The organism is Faunimonas sp. B44 (assembly GCF_052655945.1).
In genome coordinates this window covers 56787-81609 of sequence record NZ_JBQYEX010000005.1, presented here as the reverse complement: position 1 = coordinate 81609, position 24823 = coordinate 56787, and the positions used below count along the sequence as shown (strand labels likewise).

Here is a 24823-nt window from a genome sequence, read left to right as displayed (position 1 = left end):
CGTCAGGGGCCGCCGGGCAGCACCCGGTCCGGCGCCTTGTGGCCGTCCATCACGGTGCGGATGTTGATGATGACCTTCTCGCCCATCTCGACGCGCCCGTCGATCGTCGCCGAACCCATGTGCGGCAGCAGGATCACCTTGCCCTGGCGCGCGAGCTTCAGGAGCCGCGGATTGACCGCCGGCTCGTGCTCGAACACGTCGAGACCGGCGCCCGCGATGCCGTTCTCCTCGAGCACCTCGATCAGCGCCGCCTCGTCGATCACCTCGCCGCGCGCGGTGTTGACGAGCACCGCTTCCGGGCGAAGGAGCTTGAGGCGCCGCCGCGAGAGCAGGTGGAAGGTCGCCGGCGTGTGCGGGCAGTTGACCGAGACGAAATCCATGCGGACGAGCATCTGGTCGAGGCTGTCCCAATAGGTCGCCTCCAGCTCGTCCTCGGTCGCCGCGTCCACCGGCCGGCGGTTGTGGTAGTGGATGGAGAGGCCGAAGGCGCGGGCGCGCCGGGCGACCGCCGTGCCGATCCGCCCCATGCCGACGATGCCGAGCCGTTTGCCCCAGATGCGCCGGCCGAGCATCCAGGTCGGCGACCAGCCCCGCCACTCCTGGCCTTCGACCAGGATGCGCGCGCCCTCGACGAGGCGGCGCGGCACCGCGAGGATCAGCGCCATCGTCATGTCGGCGGTGTCTTCGGTCAGGACTCGCGGCGTGTTGGTCACGATGATGCCGCGCGCCGCGGCGGCATTGACGTCGATGTTGTCGACGCCGGTGCCGAACTGGGCGATCAGCTTCAGCCGCTCGCCGGCCTGGGCGATCATCGCGGCATCGATCCGGTCGGTCACGGTCGGCACCAGGACGTCGGCCGTCCGCATCGCCTCCACGAGCTCGGCCTGGCTGAGCGGATGGTCGTCGATGTTGAGGCGGGTCTGGAACAGCTCCCGCATGCGCGTTTCGACCGGCTCCGGCAGGCGCCGGGTGACGATGACGAGCGGCTTCGTCCTGGTCATCTGGAGCGCAGCCCTCCCCGCCGCATCCGCTGCCTGTCGCCTGTCTAGCAAACGGCACGCCAAAGGCAAGGAACGGTGCGGCCCCGCATGGCCGAAGCGCACGGCGGCCGTAGGCAAGGACGCGCGTTTCCGACTATCGTTTCGACATGATTCGGCGCTTCGCCCTCTCCGTCCTCCTGGCCGCCGGCATGCAGGCGGCGGCGCCGGCCGCGCCCGGCCCGTGGAGCGCCGAGCAGGCGGTCGCGCAGGCGAAGGGTCCGAGCGGGCTGCCGCTGCCGCGCTTCGTCAGCCTGAAGTCGAGCCGGATCAACGTGCGGCGGGGTCCGGGGCAGGACTACGACGTGGCGTTCACCTTCGTCCGCGCCGGGCTCCCGGTCGAGATCGTCCAGGAGTTCGACAACTGGCGGAAGGTCCGGGATGCGGAAGGCGACGAGGGCTGGATCTTCCACAGCCTCCTGTCGGGCCGCCGCACCGCTATGGTGGCGCCGTGGGAGCAGGAAGGCCGCTTCGCCGTGCGCGCGGCCGCCGGTGCCGACGCCCGTGTGGTCGCCTATGTCGAGCCGCAGGTGATGGCGGACGTGGAATCGTGCACCGGGACATGGTGCAGGATCCGCGGCGAGAACTATGCCGGCTGGATCGAGCAGGACCGCCTCTGGGGCGTCTACCCCTCGGAGGTCTTCCGCAACTAGCGGAGCCGGCCGCGATCGTGGCGCACCCGCACCACCACCTCGACGGACGTGATCTCCATTCCCTCCGGCGGCTCCGGCAGACGCGCCACGTCCACCTCGCCCTCGAAGTCGATCAGGCGGTTCTCCCCTTCCACGAAGAAGTGGTGGTGATCGCCGACATTGGTGTCGAAATAGGTCCGCGTGGCGTCGATCGTCACCTGGCGCAAGAGACCCGCCTCGGTGAACTGGTGGAGGGTGTTGTAGATGGTGGCGAGCGAGACGCGGACGCCCCTGCCGCCGGCCTCGTCGTGAAGCTCTTCCGCCGAGATGTGGCGATGGCCGCGGGCGAACAGGATCCGGCCGAGCGCGACGCGCTGCCTGGTCGGGCGCAACCCCGCGGCGCGAAGGCGCTCGGCCATGCCGTCCGTCGCGCCCGGTACCGCAGAGTCCGCTGATTGAAACATGAACGCCGATCGTTCGGAGCCAGAGTGTCGCTGACGTTATATGCGAAAGGCACGAAGCTCGACAACCGGAAGCTCGGAGAGGCGCTGCGCGGCGTTTCGCCTCGCAAACCCTTGTGTTAGGAACTGGCCGAAGCAATTGCAGAGTGCGTCGGGGAGAGCCGGAAAGAGCCATGACAGATCGACAGACACGGTTCGAATACGAGGATCTGCTGGCTTGCGGACGCGGTGAACTGTTCGGCCAGGGCAATGCGCAACTGCCGCTGCCCCCGATGCTCATGTTCGACCGGATCTCCGAGATCTCCGAGACCGGCGGCGAGCACGGCAAGGGCTTCATCCGCGCCGAGTTCGCCGTCCACCCCGACCAGTGGTTCTTCGCCTGCCACTTCAAGGGCGACCCGGTGATGCCCGGCTGCCTTGGGCTCGATGCGCTCTGGCAGATGCTCGGCTTCTTTCTCGGCTGGATCGGCGGAACCGGCCGCGGCCGCGCCCTCTCCGTCGGCGAGGTGAAGTTCTCCGGAATGGTGCTGCCTTCCGTCAAGCTGGTGGAGTACGGCATCGACCTGAAGCGGGTCGTGCGCTCGAAACTGACGCTCGGCATCGGTGACGGCTGGCTGAAAGCCGATGGCTCCACCATCTACAGCGCCAAGGACCTGCGCGTCGGCCTCTTCCGCACCGAAGCCGGTTGACGAAGCCTGCCGGCCGCAGCATTGCGTCCGGCGGTCCGCCACACAGCGCGAAGGAGAGCGCAATGAGACGGGTGGTCGTCACCGGCATGGGTATCGTGTCGTCGATCGGGAACAACACCCAGGAGGTGCTCGCGAGCCTGCGCGAGGCCCGCCCGGGCGTTTCCTTCGCCCAATCCTATGCCGATCACGGTTTCCGCTGCCAGGTTCACGGGGCCCCTTCCCCGGATCCCGCCGACGAGCTCGACCGCCGCACCAGCCGGTTCATGGGCCGCGGGGCGGCCTGGAACTACATCGCCATGCAGCAGGCGATCGCCGATGCCGGGCTGGAGAAGAACGACGTGTCCAACGACCGGACCGGCATCATCATGGGCTCCGGCGGCCCCTCGACGCGGGCCATCGTGGAAGCGGCGGACATCACGCGCGAGAAGGGCGGCCCGAAGCGGATCGGCCCATTCGCCGTGCCGAAGGCGATGTCGTCCACCAATTCGGCGACGCTCGCCACGCCGTTCGAGATCAAGGGCGTGAACTACTCGATCTCGTCGGCCTGCGCGACATCGAACCACTGCATCGGCAACGCCTACGAGATCATCCAGCTCGGCAAGCAGGACATCATCTTCGCCGGCGGCGGAGAGGAGCTCGAGTGGACGCTCTCCAACCTCTTCGACGCGATGGGCGCGATGTCGTCCAACTTCAACGACACGCCCGCCAAGGCGTCGCGCGCCTACGATGCGGCGCGCGACGGCTTCGTCATCGCGGGCGGCGCCGGCGTCCTGGTGCTGGAGGAGCTCGACCATGCGAAGGCGCGCGGAGCGCGGATCTACGGCGAGGTGGTCGGCTACGGCGCGACTTCGGACGGCTACGACATGGTGCAGCCCTCGGGCGAGGGCGCGCTGCGCTGCATGAAGATGGCGCTTTCGACCGTCAAGCCGCGGGTCGGGTACATCAATCCTCACGCGACATCGACGCCGATCGGCGACCTGAAGGAGATCGAGGCGATCCGCGCAGTGTTCGGCGCCGGCGAGGACTGCCCGCCGATCTCCGCGACGAAATCGCTGACCGGCCACTCGCTCGGCGCGACCGGCGCGCAGGAGGCGATCTATTCGCTGCTGATGATGAAGAACGGCTTCATCTGCGAGAGCGCCAACATCGAGGAGCTCGACCCGCAGTTCGAGGACATGCCGATCGTCCGCAAGCGGATCGACGACGTCGACATCGAATGCGTGCTGTCGAACTCGTTCGGGTTCGGCGGCACCAACGCCACGCTGGTCTTCCAGCGCTACGACGGCTGAAGGGAGGGGCATGACGGGGCTTCTGGAGGGCAAGCGGGGCCTCGTGATGGGCGTCGCGAACGATCACTCCATCGCGTGGGGGATCGCCAAAGCGGCTGCGGGACAGGGGGCCGAGCTCGCCTTCACCTATCAGGGCGAAGGCTTCGGCCGCAGGGTGGCGCCGCTCGCCGCCTCGGTCGGCTCCGACCTGCTGCTGCCGTGCGACGTGGAGGATCGCGCCTCGCTCGAATCCGTGTTCGCCAGGCTCGGAGAGCGTTGGGGCGGGCTCGACTTCGTGGTCCATGCGATCGCCTACTCGAACAAGGCGGAGCTCAAGGGCCGCTACGCCGACACGACGCGCGAGAACTTCGCCCGCACCATGCTGATCTCGTGCTTCTCCTTCACGGAAGTGGCGAAGCTCGCCGCGCCGCTGATGCGGACGGGTGGCTCGCTGCTCACGCTCACCTATGCCGGCTCCGTCCGCGTCATGCCGAACTACAACGTGATGGGGGTCGCCAAGGCGGCGCTCGAGGCCTCGGTCCGGTACCTTGCCGCCGATTACGGCGAGTCCGCCGTCCGGGTGAACGCCATCTCCGCCGGCCCGGTGCGCACCCTGGCCGGCGCGGGCATTTCCGATGCACGGCTGATGTTCAACTACCAGCGGCAGAACTCGCCGCTCCGCCGGGCGATCACGATCGAGGACGTCGGGGGTGCGGCCGTCTATCTGCTGAGCGACCTCTCGCGCGCGGTGACGGGGGAGGTCCATTACGTCGACGCCGGCTACAACATCGTGTCCATGCCGCGGCTGGAGACGCTGAAGGCCCAGGACGACAAGACCGCGCAAGAGGCCGCGGAATAGGCGAACTGCCGCAACTCTCGGTATACTAAGAGAAATTTTACCGTGCCAGGGCGATCGTGCTGTCAATCTGCCCGGATGACACCGCCATGGCCGCACCGAACTTCCGCTTCATCGCCCTCGTCGTGCTCGCCGGCACCGCGGTGGCACTGGCCGGCTTCGTCGACGACCCCCGCCTCTCAACGCCGCTGTTCGCGCTCGCCGCGCTCGCCATCATCGCCCTTCTCGCGCGCGGCTTTCCCCGTCCGCTGAAGGGGATCGGCGTCGGCCGGACGAGCGATCCGCTCACCGGGGTCATGGATCGTCGCGGATTCCTCGAGACGCTGCGGCTCGCGACCGACCGGGCGAAGCGGGCGGACAGCCAGATCGGCCTCCTCGTCCTCGACCTCGACCGCTTCCATGCCGTCAACGACACCTGGGGCCATGCGACCGGCGACGCGGTGCTCCGGGAGACCGTCGCCCGGATCAGGGCGGTCGCCGGAAACCGGGCCGAGATCGCACGGATCTCCGGCGACGAGTTCGCGCTCCTGCTCGAAGGGGACGCCAATCCGCGTTCGCTGAAGGAGCTTGCCCGGAGCCTGATCGAGGCCGTCGCGAAGCCCTATCAGGTGAACGCCTCTTCGATCTCGATCAGCACCTGCGCCGGGATCGCCCTCTACCCTGTCAACGCCGAGGATGCCGACCACCTCTTCCGCGGCGCCGACCTCGCCCTCCACCGCGCGAAGCGGGAGGGACGCAGCCGCGTGCGCGTCTTCGACACGGAGCTGCAGACGCAGATGCGGCGCAGCACCGAGATGGAGCACGACCTCCGCAAGGCGCTCGATAACGACGAGTTTGTGGTGTTCTACCAGCCGCAGATGGAGCTCTCGACCGGGGATCTGCGCGGCTACGAAGCCCTCGTCCGCTGGGACCGCCCCGGAACCGGCATCATCCCGCCGATGGAGTTCATTCCCGTCGCAGAGGCGACCGGGCTCATCCGCGAGCTCGGCGAACGCGTCCTCCGGCGCGCCTGCCACGACGCGACGACATGGCTCCATGCCGGCACGGTCGCGGTGAACTTCTCGCCGGCCCAGTTCCAGCACGGGCCCGTCGACGAGATGATCGCGAAGGTCCTGGAAGAGAGCGGACTGGCGCCCGAGCGGCTGGAGATCGAGGTTTCCGAGAGCGTGTTCCTGCAGCAGGCACCGGACACGATGGCCATGCTCGACAAGGTGAAGGCGCTCGGCGTGCGGATCGCGATGGACGATTTCGGCACCGGCTATTCGAGCCTCGCCTACCTGACCCGGTTCCCCTTCGACAAGATCAAGATCGACCGCAGCTTCGTCGCCCAGCTGGCCGAAGATCCGGGCGTGGCGACGATTATCGCGTCGATCGTCGGCCTCGGGCGGTCGCTCAGCGTCGACATCACCGCGGAAGGCGTGGAGACCGACGAGCAGGTGACGATGCTGAAGGCAGCCGGCTGCCGGATCGTGCAGGGCTTCCTGTTCGGCACGCCCCAGCGCGAGGTCGCCTCGACCGGCGGAACGACGGCGGGGCGGCCCGAGCACGCGACGAACTGAATCATGGCTTCGGATCCGTTTCCGGAACGCTCGCAATTCTCATGACCGGCTTCACTGAAGCCTAAAGCGATCCTGCTAGGAGGATGGTCCGGCACGTGGGGCGCCGGCGGGGACGCGAGAGGAAGGGGCACCATGCCCGGGCTTGGGAAGCGCCTGGTTTTCTTCGCGGTCGTGCTGGCCTCGGCTGCGCTTGTGGTCGGCGTCGTGTTCTCGGTCGGGTTCGCCTCGCTCGAGCGCATGCTGGCCCGCGACGCGCTCCTGACGGCCCAGCTCTGGCACAAGTCCGTCGCGTCCCAGTTCGAGCCGGCCGATCCAGCGGCCGGTTTCCGCAGCCCGAACCTTCTCGATACGCTCCGGATCGCCGAGATCGATGCGGTCCTGAACCTGCGCGGCGACGGCCGCGCGGTGCCGCTCGGGCCGACGGCGCCCGAGGCGATCGTGGATTTCCAAGGCGTCGTCGAACGCGCGCGGGCGGACGGCACCGAGCCGTCATCCGATGCCCCCGCGGTCGCCTTGAGCGACGACGACATCAGCTGGGTGACGGAGCCGCGCTACCGCACCTGGGTCGTCCTGCCGGACGCCGGGTCCGGCGACCGCCTGGCGGTCCGTATCCAGCAGAGCGGGGACGCCGCGCTCCTGCGGACCTCGTTCCAGCGCGAGCTGATCTACAGCGGCGGGGTGGCCGCCATCACCTTCTTCTCCTTCATGGCGGGCTTCACCTACCGCGCCCGCCAGCTGATGCAGGAGAACGAGGCGATCCGCTTCCTGACGCTGCACGACGAGCTGACCGGCCTTCCGAACCGCAAGAAGTTCGAGGCGTTCGGGACGAAGGCGCTCGCGCAGGACCGCGAGGCCGGAGCCATGACGGCGGTCTTCCTGCTGGACCTCGACGGGTTCAAGGCCATCAACGACACGCTCGGGCACCCGGTCGGGGACGGCCTGCTGAAGGCCGCCGCCAAGCGGCTCAAGGGATCCCTGCGCGAGGACGACCTTCTGGCCCGGCTCTCCGGCGACGAGTTCGCGGTGATCGTGCCGAAGGTGGCGCAGACGAGCCAGCTCGCGCCGATCGCGGAGCGCATCCTGAAGCTTCTGTCCGCGCCGTTCCGCATCGACGGCCACGAGGTGCTGATCGGCTGCTCGATCGGCCTGGCGGTCGCGCCGGACAACGGGACGGACCTCGAGACCCTCATCCGCAATGCCGACTTCGCGCTCTACCGGGCAAAGAGCGAGGGCAAGCGGACCTGGCGCTTCTTCGACCCGAAGATGGCCGCCGATCTCGCGGCGCGGCGGATGCTGGAGGCGGGGCTGCGGGACGCGCTCGCGCGCGGCAGCTTCGAGGTCGCCTACCAGCCGCAGGTCCGGCTCGCGACCGGCGCGATCGTCGGCTACGAGGCCATGCTGCGCTGGCGCCTGCCGGACGGGACGCTCGCGCCGGCTTCCAACTTCGTCTCGGTCGCCGAGGAAACCGGCCTCGTCGTCCCGATCGGGGAATGGGTCATCGACCGCGTGGCGCAGGATTGCAGCCGGATGCTTCCCACGCGGCGGATCTCGATCAATCTTTCGGCCGCCCAGCTGAAACGGGAGGGGGTCGACCTCTTCCTGCGCGATCGCTTCGCCAGGCACGGCATCGCGCCGGGCCGGATCGACATCGAGGTCAACGAAGGCATTCTCGGCCGAAACGAGGCGATCTCGGTGGAGCGGCTGCGACGGATCCGGGCGGCGGGCATGAAGATCGTGATGGAATCCTTCGGCGTCGGCACGCTCAGCCTCGGCCTGCTCTCGCGCTACCCCTTCGACAAGATCAAGCTGGACCGGTCGTTCCTCAACAACATGCGGGACGACCGGCAGAGCGGCGCGGTGCTCGCGGCGATCTGCGGGCTCTGCCGCTCGCTGGGGATGGACGTCGCCGGCTCCGGCGTCGAGACGCGCGAGCAGGCGGAGCTCCTGCTGGCGGCCGGGTGCTCGGAAGGGCAGGGCTTCTATTTCGCGCGGCCGATGGGCATCGACGAGCTGGTAGCGGCCGAAGCGGCCGAGCATGCCGGCTCCAGCGTTCCGAACCTGCGGGCGGTGGGCTGACGGCTTCTAGCTCAACCCGCATTCGGCGAACGCCATCAGCACCTGTGCGCGGGGCCGCTCGTCGAGCGGCGCAGCCCAGACGAGCGGCCGGTGCCGGCTCCAGAGGTCGAGAGCGCGCTGCCTCTCGCCTGCATGGCACAGCGCGAACATCATGGCGCCGAGGTCCCATGCGTCGCCGGCAGTGCGCTCCGATGCCGGGCCGCTTTCGAAGCCGGGCGGGAACTTCATGATCTGCCCGTCCTCCAGGAAGGCGTCGAGGTGCCGGGAAGCCGCGGCGATAGCCTCCCGCGGCGCACCCCCGGCCGACAGGCCGTAGAGGAAGAAGGCGGCGTGGGTCGCGTCGTTCGGCTTGCTCTCGTCGAAATCGCTGTACGGCCACGAGAGCGCCCCGTCCGGCGCCCGCCGCGCATGAGCGAGGGTCGATGCGAGCGCCTCTGCCGCCGTCGCCGTCAGGCCGGACGCACCGGGAAGCGCCCCGGCCCGGCGGTACTGGCCGGCGAGATAGGCGCCGATATTGTAGACGTTGTAGGCACCGTCGGCGGGCTGGTCGGAATAGAGGAACACCCGGCCGCCCGGCTCCAGGCGACTGGCATTGTCGCGGTAGCTCTCGAGCGCGCGCACCGCCGCCTCGGCGTAAGCCGCCTCCCCCGTCGCGGAATGCGCTTCCAGGAGCCCCTGCGCGGCGAAAGCGACCGTGATCCCGTAGATCGTATCGGCCGGGTTCACGCTGCCGTCCCCGAACGCGTCCCAGGCGAAGGAGAGCCCCCAGCCGTAGCCGGACGGGCCGGCATGGGCGTTCTCGACCAGCCAGTCCGCCGCGGCCCGGGCGAGATCGAGATCACCCGCCTTCGCGGCCGCATAGGCAATGGCGGCGTAGGTCATGGCCTCGTCCCGCGCCTCGTTTGTCTCCGGGTCGATCCCCCGGCCCGGAAAGCGCGGGTCGAGCTCTGCGGCAAGGCGCTCGTAAGGGGTTGGGGAGAACACGCCGAAGACCAGTGCGGCGGCACCGGCAAGGGCGATGAGGCCCGCAAGGGCGGCTGCGATGCGGCGCGTCGACGGTCTCATTCGGCGCGACCCTCTTGTCCCCGACAACGCGGCCGAAACCAAGCGGGGCGCCGAAGCGCCCCGCTGAACCCCGTCTTGGCGACCGCCCTCAGGCGGCTTCGCCCGCGCCGGCGAGCTCCTGCCCCGTCTTCTGGTCGACGACCTTCATCGACAGGCGGACCTTGCCGCGCTCGTCGAGGCCGACGAGCTTGACGTAGACCTTGTCGCCTTCCTTCACCACGTCGGTCACCTTCTCCGGCCGGCGCTCGCTGGTGAGCTGCGAGATATGCACCAGGCCGTCCCGCGAGCCGAAGAAGTTCACGAAGGCGCCGAAATCGACGACCTTCACGACGGTGCCCTGGTAGATCGCACCCACTTCCGGTTCCGCGGCGATGCCCTGGATCCACTTCATCGCGGCGCGGATCTTCTCGCCGTCGGACGAGGCGATCTTGACCGTGCCGTCGTCCTCGATGTTCACCTTGGCGCCGGTCTTGTCCACGATCTCGCGGATCACCTTGCCGCCCGAGCCGATCACTTCGCGGATCTTGTCGACCGGGATCTTCATCACCTCGATGCGCGGGGCGTGTTCGCCGAGTTCGGACCGGGCCGTGCCGAGCGCCTTCGCCATCTCGCCGAGGATGTGCAGCCGGCCGGCCTTCGCCTGGTCGAGCGCGGTCCGCATGATCTCCTCGTTGATGCCCTGGATCTTGATGTCCATCTGCAGCGAGGTGACGCCGGTCTCCGTGCCGGCGACCTTGAAGTCCATGTCGCCGAGGTGATCCTCGTCGCCGAGAATGTCGGAGAGCACCGCGAAGCGCTCGCCCTCCTTGATGAGGCCCATGGCGATGCCGGCGACCGGCGCCTTGAGCGGCACGCCGGCATCCATCAGCGCGAGCGAGGTGCCGCACACGGTGGCCATCGAGGACGAGCCGTTGGACTCGGTGATCTCCGAGACCACCCGCAGCGTGTACGGGAACTCGTGCGTCGCCGGCAGCATCGGGTGGATCGCCCGCCAGGCAAGCTTGCCGTGCCCGACCTCGCGCCGGCCGGGCGAGCCGACCCGGCCCGTTTCGCCGACCGAGAAGGGCGGGAAGTTGTAGTGCAGCATGAAGGCTTCCTTGTAGGTGCCCTCCAGGCTGTCGATCATCTGCTCGTCCTCGCCCGTGCCGAGGGTCGCGACCACGAGGGCCTGCGTCTCGCCGCGGGTGAAGAGGGCCGAGCCGTGCGTGCGCGGCAGGATGCCGACCTCGGACACGATCTGCCGGACCGTCTGCAGGTCGCGGCCGTCGATCCGGCGGCCCTCGTCGAGGATCCGCCCGCGGACGATCTCGCTCTCGAGCTTCTTGAAGAGGTCGGAGACGAGCTGCGGCGAGGGCGCGTTCTCGCCGGCGAGGAGCGCTTCCTTCACCTTGGCCTTGGCGGCGTCGATGGCGGCGCGGCGCTCGCCCTTGGCGGTGATCGAATAAGCCTGGCCGAGGTCGTCGGCCGCGATCTCGCGGACTCGGCCGTAGAGCGCCGACTCGTCCTGCACCTCGTGATTGCGCGGCTCCTTGGCGCAGCGCTCGGCGAGGCGGATGATCCCGTCGATCACCGGCTGGAAGCCCTTGTGGCCGAACATGACGGCGCCGAGCATGACATCCTCGGAAAGCTCCTGCGCCTCCGATTCCACCATGAGAACGGCGTCGGCCGTCCCGGCGACGACGAGGTCGAGCTTAGACTCCTTCACCTCGTCGCTGGTCGGGTTCAGCACGAAACCGCCGTTGATGTAGCCGACCCGGGCGCCGCCGATCGGTCCCATGAAGGGGACGCCCGAGAGGGTCAGGGCGGCGGACGCGGCGACCATGCCGACGATGTCGGGGTCGTTCTCGAGATCATGCGACAGCACGGTCACGATGACCTGCGTGTCGTTCTTGTAGCCCTCGGCGAAGAGCGGACGGATCGGGCGATCGATGAGACGCGAGGTGAGCGTCTCCTTCTCCGTCGGCCGGCCCTCGCGCTTGAAGAAGCCGCCCGGGATCCGCCCCGCGGCGTAGTACTTCTCCTGGTAGTTGACGGTGAGCGGGAAGAAGTCCTGCCCCGGCTTCGGCTCGTGGGCGGACACGACGGTGGCGAGCACGGTCGTCTCGCCGTAAGTCGCGACGACGGCGCCGTCGGCCTGGCGCGCGACCTTGCCGCTCTCCAGGACGAGCGTGCGCCCGCCCCATTCGATTTCCACTTTCTGGTGGTCAAACATGGCCATTCCTTTCATGCGGAAAGCAGGATCGGCCATGCGCAAGACAGCCGGGCGCTCCGGGTGGAATGATCCACGGAGCGACCGGCAATCCTGCCATGGCGGATCCTCGCCTTCATGGGAAGCGGCGGACCGGCCGGGCCGACCCGCCGAAGGCCTCTATCGACGCAGCCCGAGGCGCGCGATGAGGGTCTGGTAGCGCGCCTCGTCCCGCGACTTCAGGTAGTCGAGGAGACGGCGGCGCTGCGACACGAGCTTCAGGAGGCCGCGACGCGAATGGTTGTCCTTGGCGTGGCTCTTGAAGTGGTCGGTGAGGTTCGCGATCCGCTCGGAGAGCAGCGCGACCTGGACTTCCGGCGAGCCCGTGTCGCCGGATTGGGTGGCGTATTCCTTGATCAGTTCCTGTTTGCGATCAGCGGTGATCGACATCGGTCATCCTCGTCCTAACGAATGCCGGCGCCCGATGGCGACCCGGCGAGATTGAACACACGCTTGGGATTGAACGCGCCCTTGTCGACCTCGCCGAGCGCGACGGGAATTCCGCCGAACGTCGCATAAGCAGGGCCTGACATGACGGGCGCGTCCCGTCCGCGAAGGATCACGGCCTGGCCTCGTCTCAGGCGCGCCGCGTCCAGATCGGTCATTCTGAGGGCCGGGATGCCGTCCAGCGCCGTCTCGACCGATTGCAGAGCCCCGGCAGCTGCGACGCTCCCGGGGCCCGCGGGGTTATGGCGCAACTCCTGCAGCATTTCCAGCGAAATCATGTGGCTCTCGTCGAACGGCCCGACGACCAGGCGGCGCAGAGCGACCACGTGGCCGCGCGTGCCGAGCCGCCGACCCATGTCGCGCGCGAGCGCGCGGACATAGGTGCCCTTGCCGCATTCCGCCAGGAACACCGCGGTGTCGGGATCCGGGCATTCGGCGAGGTCGAGCCGGTGCACCACGATCTCGCGTGCGTCGAGATTGACCTCCTCGCCGTCGCGGGCGAGGTCGTAGGCCCGCTCGCCGGCGATCTTCACGGCCGAGTAGCGCGGCGGCACCTGCAGGATGCGGCCGGTGAACTCGGGCAGGATGGCGCCGATCGCCGCAGCGTCGGGCCGAACCTCGGAGGTCGCGCAGACCTGGCCTTCCGTGTCGTCGGTCTCCGTCTCCGCGCCCCAGCGGACGGTGAAGCGGTAGACCTTCCGTCCGTCCATGACGAAGGACACGGTCTTGGTCGCCTCGCCGAGCGCGATCGGCAGGCAGCCGGAGGCGAGCGGGTCGAGCGTGCCGGCATGGCCGGCCTTCTGCGCGTCGAACAGCCGCTTCACGCGCGCGACCGCCTCTGTCGAGGTCATGCCGACCGGCTTGTCGAGCACGACCCAGCCGTCGATCTTCTGTCCGCGTTCCCGGCGCGCCATCAGTCCCGCTCCCCGTCGTCGGAGCCGAGGTCGCGCGCGACTTCCGGCGACCGCAGGATGCGGTCGATGCGCATGTCGTCCTCGAACCGCGTGTCGATCCAGAAGGCCAGATCGGGGATCGAGCGCATCTGCCGGATGGCCGGGGAGATCCTGCCCCGCAGGTTGCGGGCGTTCCGGTTGAGGGCGGCCACCGCGCCCTCGGCGTCGCCCGAAGCGAGCGGCGCGACGAAGACGGTGGCGTGCCGCAGATCCGGCGTCATGCGCACCTCGGAGATCGAGATGAGCGTTCCCTCGAGCGCAGGGTCGCCGCTTTCGCCGCGCGCGAGGACCTCGGCGAGGGCGTGCCGGATGAGTTCGCCGACCCTCAGCTGACGCTGGGAGGGCTGGCCTGATCGTGACGTGTCGGAGCGCGCCATTGGTCTTCTTGCTCTCGCGAATGAATGCGTCGAATGCCGCCCGGCCCGCCGGGCCGCACGGCTGCGCGACCGGGCCCGCCGGAGCTCGGCGTCCGAGCGGCTGGATGAGGCCCGAGGGCCGGCGGGGTGCGGACTAGAGCGTCCGCGCCACCTCTTCGACCCGGAAGCACTCGATGACGTCGCCGGCGCGCATGTCCTCGTACTTCTCGAAGGCCATGCCGCATTCCTGGCCCGCCTGCACCTCGCGGACCTCGTCCTTGAAGCGCTTCAGCGTCGAGAGCTTGCCCTCGTGGATCACCACGTTGTCGCGGATGAGGCGCACGCCCGCCCCGCGCTCGACCTTGCCCTCGGTGACCCGGCAGCCCGCGACCTTGCCGACCCGGGTGATGTTGAAGATCTCGAGGATCTCCGCATTGCCGAGGAAGGTCTCGCGCCGCTCCGGCGAGAGCAGGCCCGACATCGCCGCTTTGATGTCGTCCACGAGGTCGTAGATGATGTTGTAGTAGCGGATCTCGACGCCTTCGCGCTCCGCCGCCGCCCGCGCCTGGGCGTTGGCGCGCACGTTGAAGCCGATGATCGGCGCTTCCGACGCGGCCGCGAGGCTGACGTCGGATTCGGTGATCCCGCCGACGCCGGAATGGAGCACCTGCGCGCCGACCTCGTCCGTGCCGAGCTTGTCCAGGGCGCCGATGATCGCTTCGACCGAGCCCTGCACGTCGCCCTTCACGACCAGCGGGAAGAGCTTCTTTCCGGCGGTCTGGCGCTGGTTCATCATCTGCTCGAGCGAGCCGCGGGCGCCGGCGATCCGGGCCGCGGTTCGCTCGCGCTTCAGCTGCTGGCGGTACTCCGTGATCTCGCGGGCGCGCGCCTCGCTGTCGACCACGCCGAGCCGGTCTCCGGCCTCCGGCGTCCCCTGGAAGCCGAGGATCTCCACCGGCATGGACGGGCCAGCGGATTTCACCTGCTCGCCATGGTCGTCGAGGAGCGCGCGCACCTTGCCCCATTCGGCGCCGGCGACGACAATGTCGCCGACCTCGAGGCTGCCGCGCTGGATCAGGACGGTCGCGACCGCGCCGCGGCCGCGGTCGAGCTTCGCCTCGATGACCACGCCTTCGGCGGCCCGCTCCGGGTTCGCCTGCAGGTTCAGGAACTCCGCCTGCAGCAGGATCGCCTCCAGGAGGCCGTCGATGTTCTCGTGCTTCAGGGCCGAGACCTCGACCTCCTGGGTGTCGCCGCCCATCGATTCCACCACCACCTCGTGCTGGAGGAGCTCAGTGCGGACCCGCGTCGGGTTGGCGCCCGGCTTGTCGATCTTGTTGATCGCCACGATCAGCGGCACGCCGGCGGCGCGCGCATGATTGATGGCCTCCACCGTCTGCGGCATGACGCCGTCGTCGGCCGCCACGACAAGCACGACGATGTCGGTGGCCTGCGCGCCGCGCGCCCGCATGGCGGTGAACGCCGCATGGCCGGGCGTGTCGATGAAGGTGATCTTCTGGCCGTTCTGCTCGACCTGGTAGGCGCCGATGTGCTGCGTGATGCCGCCGGCCTCGCCGGCCACCACGTTGGCGTTGCGGATCGCGTCCAGGAGCGAGGTCTTGCCGTGGTCGACATGGCCCATGATCGTGACCACGGGCGGCCGGGGCTCCAGGTTCTCGTCCGTGTCGGCCGCGCCGAACAGGCCCTCCTCGACGTCGGCCGCGGCGACGCGGCGGACGCGATGACCCATGTCCTCGGCCACGATCTGCGCCGTGTCGGCGTCGAGGATGTCGGTGATCTTCACCATCGTGCCCTGCTTCATGAGCAGGCGGATGACGTCGACGGCGCGCTCGGCCATGCGGTTGGCGAGTTCCTGGACGGAGATCGCCTCCGGGATGACGACGTCGCGGATGATCTTCTCCTGGCTGGGATTGAAGCCGTGCGTCTGGCGCCGCTCCTTTTCGCGCTTGCGGCGGACCGAGGCGAGCGAGCGCTCGCGCTCGTCCTCGAGCGCGTTGGTGACGGTCAGCCGCGAGCGGCGGCGGTCGTCGCCGGGCGCCTTCTTCGCGGGCTTCGGGATCTCGATCCGCTTCGGCCGGGTGACGGCGCGCAGCGCCTTGGACTCGTCGGTCTCGGCGCGGGCGGCCGGTGCGGCCGCGGCCGGCGCCGCAGCAGGGGTGGCCGGAGCGCCCGGCGCAGCCGTCCTGGCGCGCGGAGCCTCCTCCTCGCCGAGCCGGCGGCGCGCCTCGTCCTCGGCGCGGCGCTTCGCCTGCTCCTCGGCCGCCTTGCGCGCCTCTTCCTCGGACTTCCGGCGCTCGGCCTCGGAACGCTCGCGGGCGAGGCGCGCGTCCTCCTCGGCCCGGCGCCGCGCCTCCTCCTCCGCGTATCGCCGCTCCTCGGCCTCGCGGACGCGGGCGTCGGCGAGCGCCTGGGCGCGGGCGTCGCGTTCCTCTTCGGTGAGGGTGCGGAGCACGATGCCGCTGCGCGCGCGCTCGGGGCGGCGCGGCTGGGGAGCAGCGGGCTGCTGCTGCAGCTGGGGCGACTGCGTTGCGAGCGGACGCTGGGCCGCCGGTGCGGCCGAAGGCTGTGCGGCCTGCGCCGGGCGCGGCGCTTCGCGCGGCCGCTCGACGACGGCCGGAGCCTCGTCCCCTTCCGGCCGCTCGCCCGGTCCCGGCACGCGACGGCGCTTTTTCTCCACGAGCACCGCCTTGGAGCGCCCGCCGGAAAAGCTCTGCCTGACCATGTCCGTATCGCGCTTCAGCGAAAGCGTCTTGCGGCCGCTGCCCTCGACCCGGATCGTCTTGTCGCCTCTGCTCGTCGTATCTGTCATTCGTCGTTCCTGGCGTCGCCTTCTCGGTTCGCGGCGGAACCGGCCGTGTCGCCCTCGTAACGGGCAATGCGCTCGGCCGCTGCCGCGAAGTTTCGTCCCGCCGGGCCCTGGAGCACGGCAGCATGTATCACATGTGGCTGGCCCAATGCCAAACCCAATTCCTCCGCGCAGAACGCGCGGATCACCGGCACCGGAGCCTCCGGCCCGTAGCGTCGCCTGAGCGCCGCCAGCATCTTCCGGCGGCCGTCCTCGGCCCCGTCGGAGGCCATCAGGAGCGCCGCCACGCGCCCCGACCCGATCGCCGCCTCGACCTTGGCGAACCCCGTGACCGCCTCGCCCGCCTTGCGCGCCAGGCCGAGCCGGCCGAGGGCCGCCTTCCGGAGGAGGACCCCGACGAGATCGGGCAGTCCCGGCTCCGACCTGACGGGCGCCTTCAGCGCCCGGGCGAAGAGGTTCTTGCGAACCGCTTCGGCGACCGCTCCGCGATCGAGAGCGACCCAGGCGCCGCGCCCGGGCAGGTTCGCCTTCAGATCCGGCACGATGACGTTGCCCGGATCCGCCACGAAACGGATCAGATCCGCCTCGGGTTTCGCCGCGCGGCTGACGATGCAGGTCCGCGTCCGGCCCGCATCGCGCGCGGGCTGTCCCTCGCCGGTCGCGGTCAAGCCGCAGTCGTCTCCTCGCCCTCGGCCTCGGCTGTCGGCTCGACCGCCTCGGCCTCCGGCGGGATGAGCCCGGCCTGACGGCGCGCCGCCATCACGATGTCCTCGGCTTCCTGCCGCGACAGCTCGAAGCCGGACAGCGCGCCCTCGAAGCGCTGCGTCTCCCCGTCCTTGCGCTCGGTCCAGCCGACGAGGTCGTCCGCGGCGCAATAAGCGAGGTCCTCGAGCGTCTTGATGTCGTTCTTGCCGAGCGCGACCAGCATCGGCGTGGTCACGCCGGGCACCTGCTTCAGGTCGTCGGCGACGCCGAGCTGCCGGCGCTCCTCGTCCTGGGCCTGCTCGATCGCCTCGAGATATTCGCGGGCGCGGGTCTGAAGCTCTTCCGCCGTCTCCTCGTCGAAACCCTCGATCGAGGCGACCTCGTCGAGGTCTACATAGGCGACCTCCTCCACGTTCGCAAACCCTTCGGAGGCGAGCAGCTGGGCGACCATCTCGTCGACGTCGAGCGCATTGACGAAGAGTTCGGTGCGATCGGCGAACTCCTTCTGGCGGCGCTCCGATTCCTCGTCCTCGGTCAGGATGTCGATGTCCCATCCGGTCAGCTGCGAGGCGAGGCGGACGTTCTGGCCGCGCCGGCCGATCGCGAGCGACAGCTGGTCGTCGGGCACGACGACCTCGATGCGCTCGGCGTCCTCGTCGAGGACCACCTTGGAGACTTCCGCGGGCTGCAGCGCGTTGACGATGAAGGTCGCGGCGTCGGGCGACCAGGGGATGATGTCGATGCGCTCGCCGTGGAGCTCGCCGACGACGGCCTGGACGCGGCTGCCGCGCATGCCGACGCAGGCGCCCACCGGATCGATGGAGGAATCGTGCGAGACGACCGCGATCTTGGCGCGGGAGCCCGGATCGCGCGCCACCGACTTGATCTCGATGATCCCGTCGTAGATTTCCGGCACTTCCATGGTGAAGAGCTTCGCCATGAACTGCGGGTGCGTGCGCGACAGGAAGATCTGCGGCCCGCGCTGCTCGCGGCGGACGTCGTAGACATAGGCGCGGACGCGGTCGCCGTAGCGGAAGGTCTCGCGCGGGATCATCTCGTCGCGGCGGATGATCGCCTCGCCGCGGCCGAGATCGACGATGACGTTGCCGTACTCGACCCGCTTCACCGTGCCGTTCACGATGTCGCCGATCCGGTCCTTGTAGTCCTCGTACTGGCGGTCGCGCTCGGCGTCGCGGACCTTCTGCATAATGACCTGCTTGGCCGACTGGGCGGCAATCCGCCCGTAGTCGAGCGGCGGCAGTGGCTCGGAGATGAAATCGCCGATCTGGGCGGCCGGGTTGCGGCGGCGTGCGTCCTCGAGCGCAATCTGGATGGCGAAATCCTCGGGATTCTCGACCACTTCCATGAGCCGCTGCAGGCGGATCTCGCCGGTCTTGTTGTCGATCTCCGCGCGGATCTCGGTATCGACGCCGTAGCGCGACTTCGCCGCCTTCTGGATCGCGTCCTCCATCGCCTCGATCACGATGCGGCGGTCGATCGTCTTCTCGCGTGCGACCGCGTCGGCGATCTGCAGCAGTTCGAGCCTGTTCGCGCTGACAGCCATGGCTGGGGCTCCGTCCTCGTCTCAGTCCGGTTGATGTTCGTCGTTGTCGTTGTCGTTCGCCGGCGCGCTGCGCTGGGCAGCTTCGATCAGCGCATCGGTGAGCACGAGCTTCGCCTCGCCGATATCGTCGAGCGGAAGCCAGAACTCGTTCGGGTCCGACCCCTCGGGCAGGCGGATGCCGACCGTGCCGTCCCTGACGCCGAGCAGGATGCCGCGGAAACGCTTCCGCCCGTTGTGCGCCGTCTCCATCTCGACCTTCGCCTCGTGGCCGGCCCACAGCGCAAAATCCTTCGCGCGGGTCAGCGGCCGGTCGATGCCGGGCGACGACACTTCGAGGTGGTAGGCGCGGCCGATCGGATCGTCGACGTCGAGCGCGGGCGAGACGTTCCGGCTGATCGTCTCGCAATCCTCGACGGCCATCGTGCCGTCGGGGCGCTCGGCCATGATCTGCAGCGTCGTGCCGTTCTGGCTGGTCACCTTCACACGGACCAGCTCATAGCCGAGATCCGTGACGATCGGCTCCACGATATGGGCGATGCGGGCTTCGAGGCCCGTCTCGCGCGTCAGGCGGCGAGTGTCCATTCCGCTCCGTCGCCGGCCGTCCGAGGCCAGGTTCGATTGGGTTGAGATAACAAAAAAGAGCGGGACCCGGGGGGACCCACTCTCGATCTGTCTTCGAGATGTTGCAGCCCATATACGCCGCTGCCGCCGATTGTTCAAGGTCATGGCGGCGGGCCGTGTAGGGAGCACACGATCTGTCCGGTGCAGGCAGCAGATGATCTGTCCGGTGCATCCGGCGTCGGGGGGAGGACGGCTTGTGGAGCAGCAGCAGCTCTCCTAGCTGTCCGGTTTCGAGACGGTGCGACCGATGCATGCGGACCACGAGACGCCTGGGCGCTTCTTTCTCCTCGGCATGCAGAAGTCGGGGACGACCTGGCTCCAGACGCTCCTCGACAGCCATCCTGCGATCATCTGCCGGAACGAGGGCGGCTTCCAGCAGTTCGCGACCGCTCTCGCCCGGTCGATCGGCGAGTATGACGGCTTCGTGGAGGCGCGTGCCGACGTCTTCGGCAAAGGGGGCTACCCGCACATGACGCCGCGGGAGGTGCGCGCCCTCTACCGCACCTTCCTGGACGGCCGCATGCTGCGGGACCTCGGCTCCAGGCCTGCCGTCCGCTGGGTCGGCGACAAGGATCCCAACCACGGCCAGGAGGTCCGGCTGCTCCTCGCCGCGCTGCCGGAGGCGCGCTTCGTGCAGATCGTGCGCGACGGGCGGGACCAGGCCGTCTCCTCCTGGCACCACGTCCACCGCATCCACGGAGAGCGCGCCGCATCGCGCTTCCCCGAATTCGGGAGTTTCGCCCTGAGGCTCGCCGGCGAGTGGGCAAAGGGCATCCGCTCGATCCGGACGGAGCTCGCGGCGGTCGGGGCACCGTATTGCGAGGTGCGCTACGAGGATCTGCTCGCGGAGCCGCGCCGGTCCTTGCGGCGGGTGCTAAACTTCTTCGAGGTGGCCGCTGACGACGACACGATCTCGGCCTGTCTGTCGGCGGCGGATTTCGAGCGCCTGAGCGGCCGGCCGCGCGGAGAAGAGGATCGCACCTCGTTCTTCCGCAAGGGCATTGCGGGCGACTGGCGCAGCCTGATGGACGACCGACTTGCGGTCGAATACGTCCGGCGCACCGGCGGGCTCATGTCCGAGCTCGGCTACGCCTGAACACTGGCCACGCACTGCCACACCCCACATCCGGGGGGCAGCGCTCGCGGCGCACCGGTCCGGATTACCGCCCCAATCATGCCGACGCGCGCAACCGACCCGCCAAAGTCCGGAACAAGCCCGAGCGATGTCGGGTGGATCGACTCCTCGAGCGGCTGGTCGTGCTGTTTCCCGCCTGGAACACCGGCCTGAAGGACGAGATGACGGGGCGTTCCGTTCCTGCTGCCGGATCATCGCAGGTTAATGCAGGAAGGCTGCCGGATGGCAGAATGCTGCCGAAAGCAAGGCCAGAAAAAGCGAGGCCAGACCATGTCCAGTCCCGACTTCACGCTCGTCGAAGCCCTCGTGCGCGAAGAGATCAGGCGACTGGTCGCCGACGGCATCGAGAGCCACGGATGCCTGTCTGCTCAGCGATGGGGTGAGCGCCTGCACCGGGTTTACCCGAATTGTGGCATGACCGCCGACGAAATCGCCGGGGAAGTCGTCGAGGCAGCCGTCAGCGCTCGCGTCGCCGTCGAGATCGGACAGCCGTCGAAGCGCGCTGAATAGATACCCGATCGTATTGAGGACATAGCGGCGCGTCGGATCCCGCTCCGTGCGTAAGGCGCGAGCACCGATCGTCGCCGGCGCCTGCGGCAATCCAACGTCGGCATTGGAACAATTCAGCCGGAGTGCAGGCGCGACGCCCATCAACCGGAAGCCCGAAACAGGAATTAATATATGTGAAGGGTTGCGGGTAACTTTCGTGGTAGCTTGCTACCATCATCAGGAGACGAACACGGGCCCTGATGGCTGAGAGACAGCCGCGCTCCCGCCTCACGACGGAGCGCGAAGATGCCTCAATTCAGGAATCCGGCCGATCACCCGCTGATACGCAAGCTGCAAAGCTCCTTCGAGCTCAGCGATCACGAGAGAGCCGCGGTTCTTGCTCTGCCGATACAGTCGGTGGAGATCAGGGCGAACCAGGACATCGCGCGCGAGGGAGACCGGCCGGGCCGCAGCTGCGTCATCCTGCGCGGCATCACCAGGACCTACAAGATGACGCGGGACGGAAAGCGCCAGATCATGGCCTTCCACATGCCCGGGGACATGCCCGACCTCCAGAGCCTGCATCTGAAGGTGCTCGACAGCAGCCTCGGCACCGTCAGCGCGTGCCGCATCGGCTTCATTCCGCACGACGCCATTCGGGATCTCTGCGATTCCAATTCCGGGCTGGCTGCCGCGCTGTGGCGCACGACCCTCGTGGACGCCTCCATCTTCCGGGAATGGGTGGTCAATGTCGGCAGGCGGGACGGTTACCAGCGTATCGCCCACATCATGTGCGAGATCCTGGTGCGCATGCGCGAGGTCGGACTCACCGACGATCATTCGTGCCCGATGCCGATCAGCCAGACCGAGCTGGCCGACGCGACGGGCCTCTCGGCCGTCCATGCCAACCGGGTCATTCAGGATCTTCGCGCGGACGGGCTGATCGTGCTGAAGGGCGGGATGTTCACCGCCCTGGACTGGCCGGCGCTGAAGGCCGCGGCGGCCTTCGACCCGACTTACCTGCACCTCGGCGAAGGCCGGGCGTCGGATTGAGGCGCTGCCACCAGCCCGGGCACGGCCGGACGCCCGACGGCGTCGCGCCCGGCGGCACCCGCCGGCGTCGGGCTCGCGGTGGAGGTCAGTCTGGGATCGGGCGGGCGCACGCCCGATCGGCTACGCCCGGCCCGGCGGCTCCAGTCCCGACACGACCTCGATGGCCGCCGCCAGATCCTCCAGCGCCGTTCCGACCGACTTGAAGAGCGTGATCTCCGCCGCGCTCCGGCGCCCCTCCGCCTCGCCGCGGCAGAGCTCGAAGAGGTCGGCCGCGACGTCCGCCTCGCCGATGATGCCCGCCGCCATCGGCTGGACGAGGTCGCCCGCCTCCTCGAGCGCGCCGGCCCGGGTGTCGACGAAGAGCCGGGCCGCCCGGACGGCGGCATCGTCGGCCTCCCGCATCGCCGGTGTGAAGCCGCCGACGAGATCGAGATGGACGCCCGGCCGCAGCCAGGCGCCGCGCACGACCGGCGCGCTCGAGAGCGTCGCGCAGGAGATGACGTCGGCGCGGCCGGCGGCCGCCTCCAGGTCCGTCACCACGTCGACGGAAAAGGGCCGTCCGGCGAGCGCGTCGGCGAGGTCTGCGGCCCGACCGGCGCTGCGGTTCCAGATCAGCACCTCCTCGATCGGCCGCACCGCCGCGTGCGCCTCGATGAGGTTCGGCGCGAGCGCGCCGGCGCCGATCATCAGGAGCCGGCGCGAATCCGGCCGCGCCAGATAGGTGGCGGCGAGCGCCGAGGCCGCCGCGGTCCGCCTCGCCGTGAGGCTCTGGCCGTCGATCACCGCGAGCGGCGCGCCGGTGTCGCCGGACATCAGCACGTACAGTCCGGAGACGCTCGGGATGCCGCGCACCGCGTTGCCGGGGAACACGTCGACGATCTTCACGCCGATATGGCCGTCGCCGAGCCCTTCCTGCGCGAAGTCGCTCCAGGCCGGCATCAGGAGGAGCGTGGCGTCGGGCTCCCCCGGCCGCTCGATCGCATGATGGTGCCGGACCGGGACGACCGCGCCGGCGCCGAAGGCTTCGCGGAGCCGTTCGACGAGCGCGGGAAAGGGAAGCCGGTCGACGACCTCGGGCGCGGAGACGAACCGCACGAGCGGCCTAGGGGCGCGTCGTCGTCGCGAGAGCCCGCGTCTGCTCGCGCTCCTGCCGCTCGGCGCGGGCGCGCCAGAACGCCGCGTCGTCGCGCACCTGCCGCGCCTCGCGACGATAGCGGCGCTGGCCGTTCCAGATCACGAAGCCGCCGGCGAGCGCGCCGAGCACGAAGAACAGGAAGGCGATCTGGTAGAGCGCGAGCTCCACCCGCAGTACCGGATCGGCCGGATCGAACGGATTGAGATTGACCGCCACCATGTGGTCGTTGGCGACCGCGATCAGCGCCACCGCGGCCAGGATCGGCAGCAGGATCAGCCACTTCAGGATGGTGCCGATCGTCGTCATGTCAGTCCTCGTCCCCCTCGAACTCGCCCGGGTCGACCCCGCCGTTCAGCCGCTCCCGCATGTCCTTGCCGGTCTTGAAGAACGGAACGTATTTCTCCGACACCGAAACCTGCTCTCCCGTGCGCGGGTTCCGCCCGATCCGGGCCGGCCGGTTCTTCACCGAGAAGGCGCCGAAGCCGCGCAGCTCGACGCGGTCGCCGCGCGACAATGCGGTCACGATCTCCTCGAGGATCGCGTTCACCAGATGCTCGACGTCCCGCTGGTACAAATGCGGATTGCGAGCGGCGATCCGCTCGACGAGTTCGGACTTGATCACCGCCGCCCCCTAGCGATGGGTTCCTGAAGGAGCCGGAGCGTGCCAAACCGACAGCAGCCCGTCAATCGCAAGTCGAGCCGGCAAAATTCCGTTCGCCGCCGGCAGGAGGGCGGTGTCGACGCCGGCGAGCCGCGCCAGGATCGCGAGCGCGCCCGCGCCGTCCGCGCCGAAGAACGGGAAGCCGTAGTCCCGCTTCTTCCAGTCGACCGCCGGCAGATCGTCCGAGACCTGCCGCTGCGCCGCGAGCCAGGCCCGCGCCTCCCGCTCGCCGCCGACCTCGTCGACGAGCCGCATGTCGAGCGCCTGGCGGCCCGTGTAGATGCTGCCGTCCGACAGGCGGCGCGCCTCCTCGGGCGCGAAGCCGCGCCGTTCCGCCACCAGCCCGACGAACCAATCGTAGGTTGACCCGACGACCGCCTGCAGCATCTCGCGCGCTTCCGGCGTGGTCTCCGTGAACGGCGACGGCTGGCCCTTCAGCGGCGCGCTCTTGACCTCCTCGTACTGCGCGCCGAGGCGGGCGATCAGCTCCTCGAAATGGGCGTACTGGAAGATGACGCCGATCGAGCCGGTGATCGCGCTTTCCGCGGCCACGATGCGGTCCGCGCCGATCGCCGTCATGTAGGCGGCCGACGTCCCGAGCCCGTCGATCATGGCGACCACCGGCTTCTTCGACGCCGCCTCGCGCACGGCGCGGTAGAGCGCTTCCCCGCCGGCGGCCGCCCCGCCCGGGGAATCGATCCGAAGGAGAATGGCCCTGACGCGCGCGGACTCGCTTGCGCGCCGGATCCGGTCGATCACGTCCGGCCGGGTCGGGATGAAGCCGTCGACGTCGATCCGGGCAACCTCGCCGCGGACGGGGCCGCCGAACCGGCCGAAGCCGCGCTCGCCGTTGCCCATGAAGAGCACGAAGCCGGCCGCGGCCAGGATCACGAAGGCGGCGATGCGCCAGAAGGACGCCCGGCGCCTCAGCCGACGGCGTTCGAGGATCGTGTCGCTGTCCATGCCACTCTCCCTTCCACCCGCCG

The 24823-nt window shown here is 69.3% G+C and carries 24 protein-coding genes; 8 read left to right on the top strand and 16 right to left on the bottom strand.

Annotated features, from left to right (window positions below):
• Positions 1 to 2: 2 nt before the first annotated feature.
• Positions 3 to 1001: a 2-hydroxyacid dehydrogenase gene (locus ACUN0C_RS11995; protein ID WP_445466605.1), complete on the bottom strand. Its 999-nt coding sequence runs from the start codon at positions 999 to 1001 to the stop codon at positions 3 to 5.
• Between the two features lie 146 nt (positions 1002 to 1147).
• Between ACUN0C_RS11995 and ACUN0C_RS11990 the strand changes: the two genes are divergently transcribed.
• Complete coding sequence (locus ACUN0C_RS11990; protein WP_445466604.1) at positions 1148 to 1690, top strand: SH3 domain-containing protein; 543 nt, start codon at positions 1148 to 1150, stop codon at positions 1688 to 1690.
• On the opposite strand, the gene irrA is transcribed toward ACUN0C_RS11990, so the two are convergent.
• Entirely contained in the window at positions 1687 to 2088 is a 402-nt protein-coding gene (irrA, locus tag ACUN0C_RS11985; protein WP_445466603.1) for an iron response transcriptional regulator IrrA, read from the bottom strand. The genes ACUN0C_RS11990 and irrA overlap by 4 nt on opposite strands.
• A gap of 215 nt (positions 2089 to 2303) precedes the next feature.
• On the opposite strand from irrA, the gene fabA reads away from it, so the two are divergent.
• The 5 genes from fabA (at position 2304) to ACUN0C_RS11960 (ending at position 8578) form a co-directional block, all read left to right on the top strand.
• Positions 2304 to 2819, top strand: coding sequence for a 3-hydroxyacyl-[acyl-carrier-protein] dehydratase FabA (gene fabA, locus ACUN0C_RS11980; protein ID WP_445466602.1), 516 nt, complete (start codon positions 2304 to 2306; stop codon positions 2817 to 2819).
• A gap of 62 nt (positions 2820 to 2881) precedes the next feature.
• Entirely contained in the window at positions 2882 to 4108 is a 1227-nt protein-coding gene (gene fabB, locus ACUN0C_RS11975; protein ID WP_445466601.1) for a beta-ketoacyl-ACP synthase I, read from the top strand.
• A 10-nt stretch (positions 4109 to 4118) separates the two neighbouring features.
• Entirely contained in the window at positions 4119 to 4946 is an 828-nt protein-coding gene (fabI, locus tag ACUN0C_RS11970) for an enoyl-ACP reductase FabI (RefSeq protein ID WP_445466600.1), read from the top strand.
• An 86-nt stretch (positions 4947 to 5032) separates the two neighbouring features.
• Positions 5033 to 6502: a putative bifunctional diguanylate cyclase/phosphodiesterase gene (locus tag ACUN0C_RS11965; RefSeq protein WP_445466599.1), complete on the top strand. Its 1470-nt coding sequence runs from the start codon at positions 5033 to 5035 to the stop codon at positions 6500 to 6502.
• A 132-nt stretch (positions 6503 to 6634) separates the two neighbouring features.
• Positions 6635 to 8578, top strand: coding sequence for a putative bifunctional diguanylate cyclase/phosphodiesterase (locus tag ACUN0C_RS11960; protein ID WP_445466598.1), 1944 nt, complete (start codon positions 6635 to 6637; stop codon positions 8576 to 8578).
• A gap of 6 nt (positions 8579 to 8584) precedes the next feature.
• Here ACUN0C_RS11960 and ACUN0C_RS11955 read toward each other — a convergent pair whose 3' ends face one another.
• The 9 genes from ACUN0C_RS11955 to rimP all read right to left on the bottom strand — a co-directional run bounded on the left by ACUN0C_RS11955 (position 8585) and on the right by rimP (position 19325).
• On the bottom strand, positions 8585 to 9643 hold the full coding sequence (locus tag ACUN0C_RS11955) for a hypothetical protein (protein ID WP_445466597.1): 1059 nt from the start codon (positions 9641 to 9643) through the stop codon (positions 8585 to 8587).
• 88 nt (positions 9644 to 9731) lie between these two features.
• Positions 9732 to 11855, bottom strand: a complete 2124-nt coding sequence (pnp, locus tag ACUN0C_RS11950) for a polyribonucleotide nucleotidyltransferase (RefSeq protein WP_445466596.1) — start codon at positions 11853 to 11855, stop codon at positions 9732 to 9734.
• Between the two features lie 156 nt (positions 11856 to 12011).
• A complete protein-coding gene (rpsO, locus tag ACUN0C_RS11945) occupies positions 12012 to 12281 on the bottom strand; it encodes a 30S ribosomal protein S15 (protein WP_445466595.1) in 270 nt (89 codons plus the stop codon).
• A 14-nt stretch (positions 12282 to 12295) separates the two neighbouring features.
• The gene (truB, locus tag ACUN0C_RS11940; RefSeq protein WP_445466594.1) at positions 12296 to 13252 is read right to left on the bottom strand and encodes a tRNA pseudouridine(55) synthase TruB; all 957 of its coding nucleotides are present in this window, start codon (positions 13250 to 13252) and stop codon (positions 12296 to 12298) included.
• Entirely contained in the window at positions 13252 to 13668 is a 417-nt protein-coding gene (rbfA, locus tag ACUN0C_RS11935) for a 30S ribosome-binding factor RbfA (RefSeq protein ID WP_445466593.1), read from the bottom strand. Before rbfA ends, truB begins: the two co-directional genes overlap by 1 nt.
• Positions 13669 to 13801: 133 nt before the next feature.
• Positions 13802 to 16477 carry a translation initiation factor IF-2 gene (infB, locus tag ACUN0C_RS11930; protein ID WP_445466592.1) on the bottom strand — a complete coding sequence of 892 codons (2676 nt, stop codon included), beginning with the start codon at positions 16475 to 16477 and terminating at the stop codon, positions 13802 to 13804.
• Positions 16474 to 17142: an RNA-binding protein gene (locus ACUN0C_RS11925; protein WP_445466591.1), complete on the bottom strand. Its 669-nt coding sequence runs from the start codon at positions 17140 to 17142 to the stop codon at positions 16474 to 16476. The genes infB and ACUN0C_RS11925 overlap by 4 nt, the downstream gene beginning before the upstream one ends.
• The gene (gene nusA / locus ACUN0C_RS11920) at positions 17139 to 18743 is read right to left on the bottom strand and encodes a transcription termination factor NusA (protein ID WP_445466590.1); all 1605 of its coding nucleotides are present in this window, start codon (positions 18741 to 18743) and stop codon (positions 17139 to 17141) included. The genes ACUN0C_RS11925 and nusA overlap by 4 nt, the downstream gene beginning before the upstream one ends.
• Before the next feature lie 21 nt (positions 18744 to 18764).
• Positions 18765 to 19325, bottom strand: a complete 561-nt coding sequence (rimP, locus tag ACUN0C_RS11915; RefSeq protein ID WP_445466589.1) for a ribosome maturation factor RimP — start codon at positions 19323 to 19325, stop codon at positions 18765 to 18767.
• A 286-nt stretch (positions 19326 to 19611) separates the two neighbouring features.
• Here rimP and ACUN0C_RS11910 point away from each other — a divergent pair, with 286 nt between their 5' ends.
• On the top strand, positions 19612 to 20460 hold the full coding sequence (locus tag ACUN0C_RS11910; RefSeq protein ID WP_445466588.1) for a sulfotransferase family protein: 849 nt from the start codon (positions 19612 to 19614) through the stop codon (positions 20458 to 20460).
• Positions 20461 to 20700: 240 nt separating this feature from the next.
• On the opposite strand, the gene ACUN0C_RS11905 is transcribed toward ACUN0C_RS11910, so the two are convergent.
• A complete protein-coding gene (locus ACUN0C_RS11905) occupies positions 20701 to 21150 on the bottom strand; it encodes a hypothetical protein (RefSeq protein WP_445466587.1) in 450 nt (149 codons plus the stop codon).
• Positions 21151 to 21294: 144 nt separating this feature from the next.
• On the opposite strand from ACUN0C_RS11905, the gene ACUN0C_RS11900 reads away from it, so the two are divergent.
• Positions 21295 to 22041, top strand: coding sequence for a Crp/Fnr family transcriptional regulator (locus ACUN0C_RS11900; protein ID WP_445466586.1), 747 nt, complete (start codon positions 21295 to 21297; stop codon positions 22039 to 22041).
• Between the two features lie 120 nt (positions 22042 to 22161).
• On the opposite strand, the gene ACUN0C_RS11895 is transcribed toward ACUN0C_RS11900, so the two are convergent.
• The 4 genes from ACUN0C_RS11895 to sppA are packed head-to-tail and all read right to left on the bottom strand — an operon-like array spanning position 22162 to position 24800.
• Entirely contained in the window at positions 22162 to 23136 is a 975-nt protein-coding gene (locus ACUN0C_RS11895; RefSeq protein ID WP_445466585.1) for an ornithine cyclodeaminase family protein, read from the bottom strand.
• Between the two features lie 7 nt (positions 23137 to 23143).
• Complete coding sequence (locus ACUN0C_RS11890; RefSeq protein WP_445466584.1) at positions 23144 to 23482, bottom strand: LapA family protein; 339 nt, start codon at positions 23480 to 23482, stop codon at positions 23144 to 23146.
• A gap of 1 nt (position 23483) precedes the next feature.
• The gene (locus tag ACUN0C_RS11885) at positions 23484 to 23798 is read right to left on the bottom strand and encodes an integration host factor subunit beta (protein WP_445466583.1); all 315 of its coding nucleotides are present in this window, start codon (positions 23796 to 23798) and stop codon (positions 23484 to 23486) included.
• Between the two features lie 9 nt (positions 23799 to 23807).
• Positions 23808 to 24800, bottom strand: coding sequence for a signal peptide peptidase SppA (sppA, locus tag ACUN0C_RS11880; protein WP_445466582.1), 993 nt, complete (start codon positions 24798 to 24800; stop codon positions 23808 to 23810).
• Between the last annotated feature and the right edge of the window lie 23 nt (positions 24801 to 24823).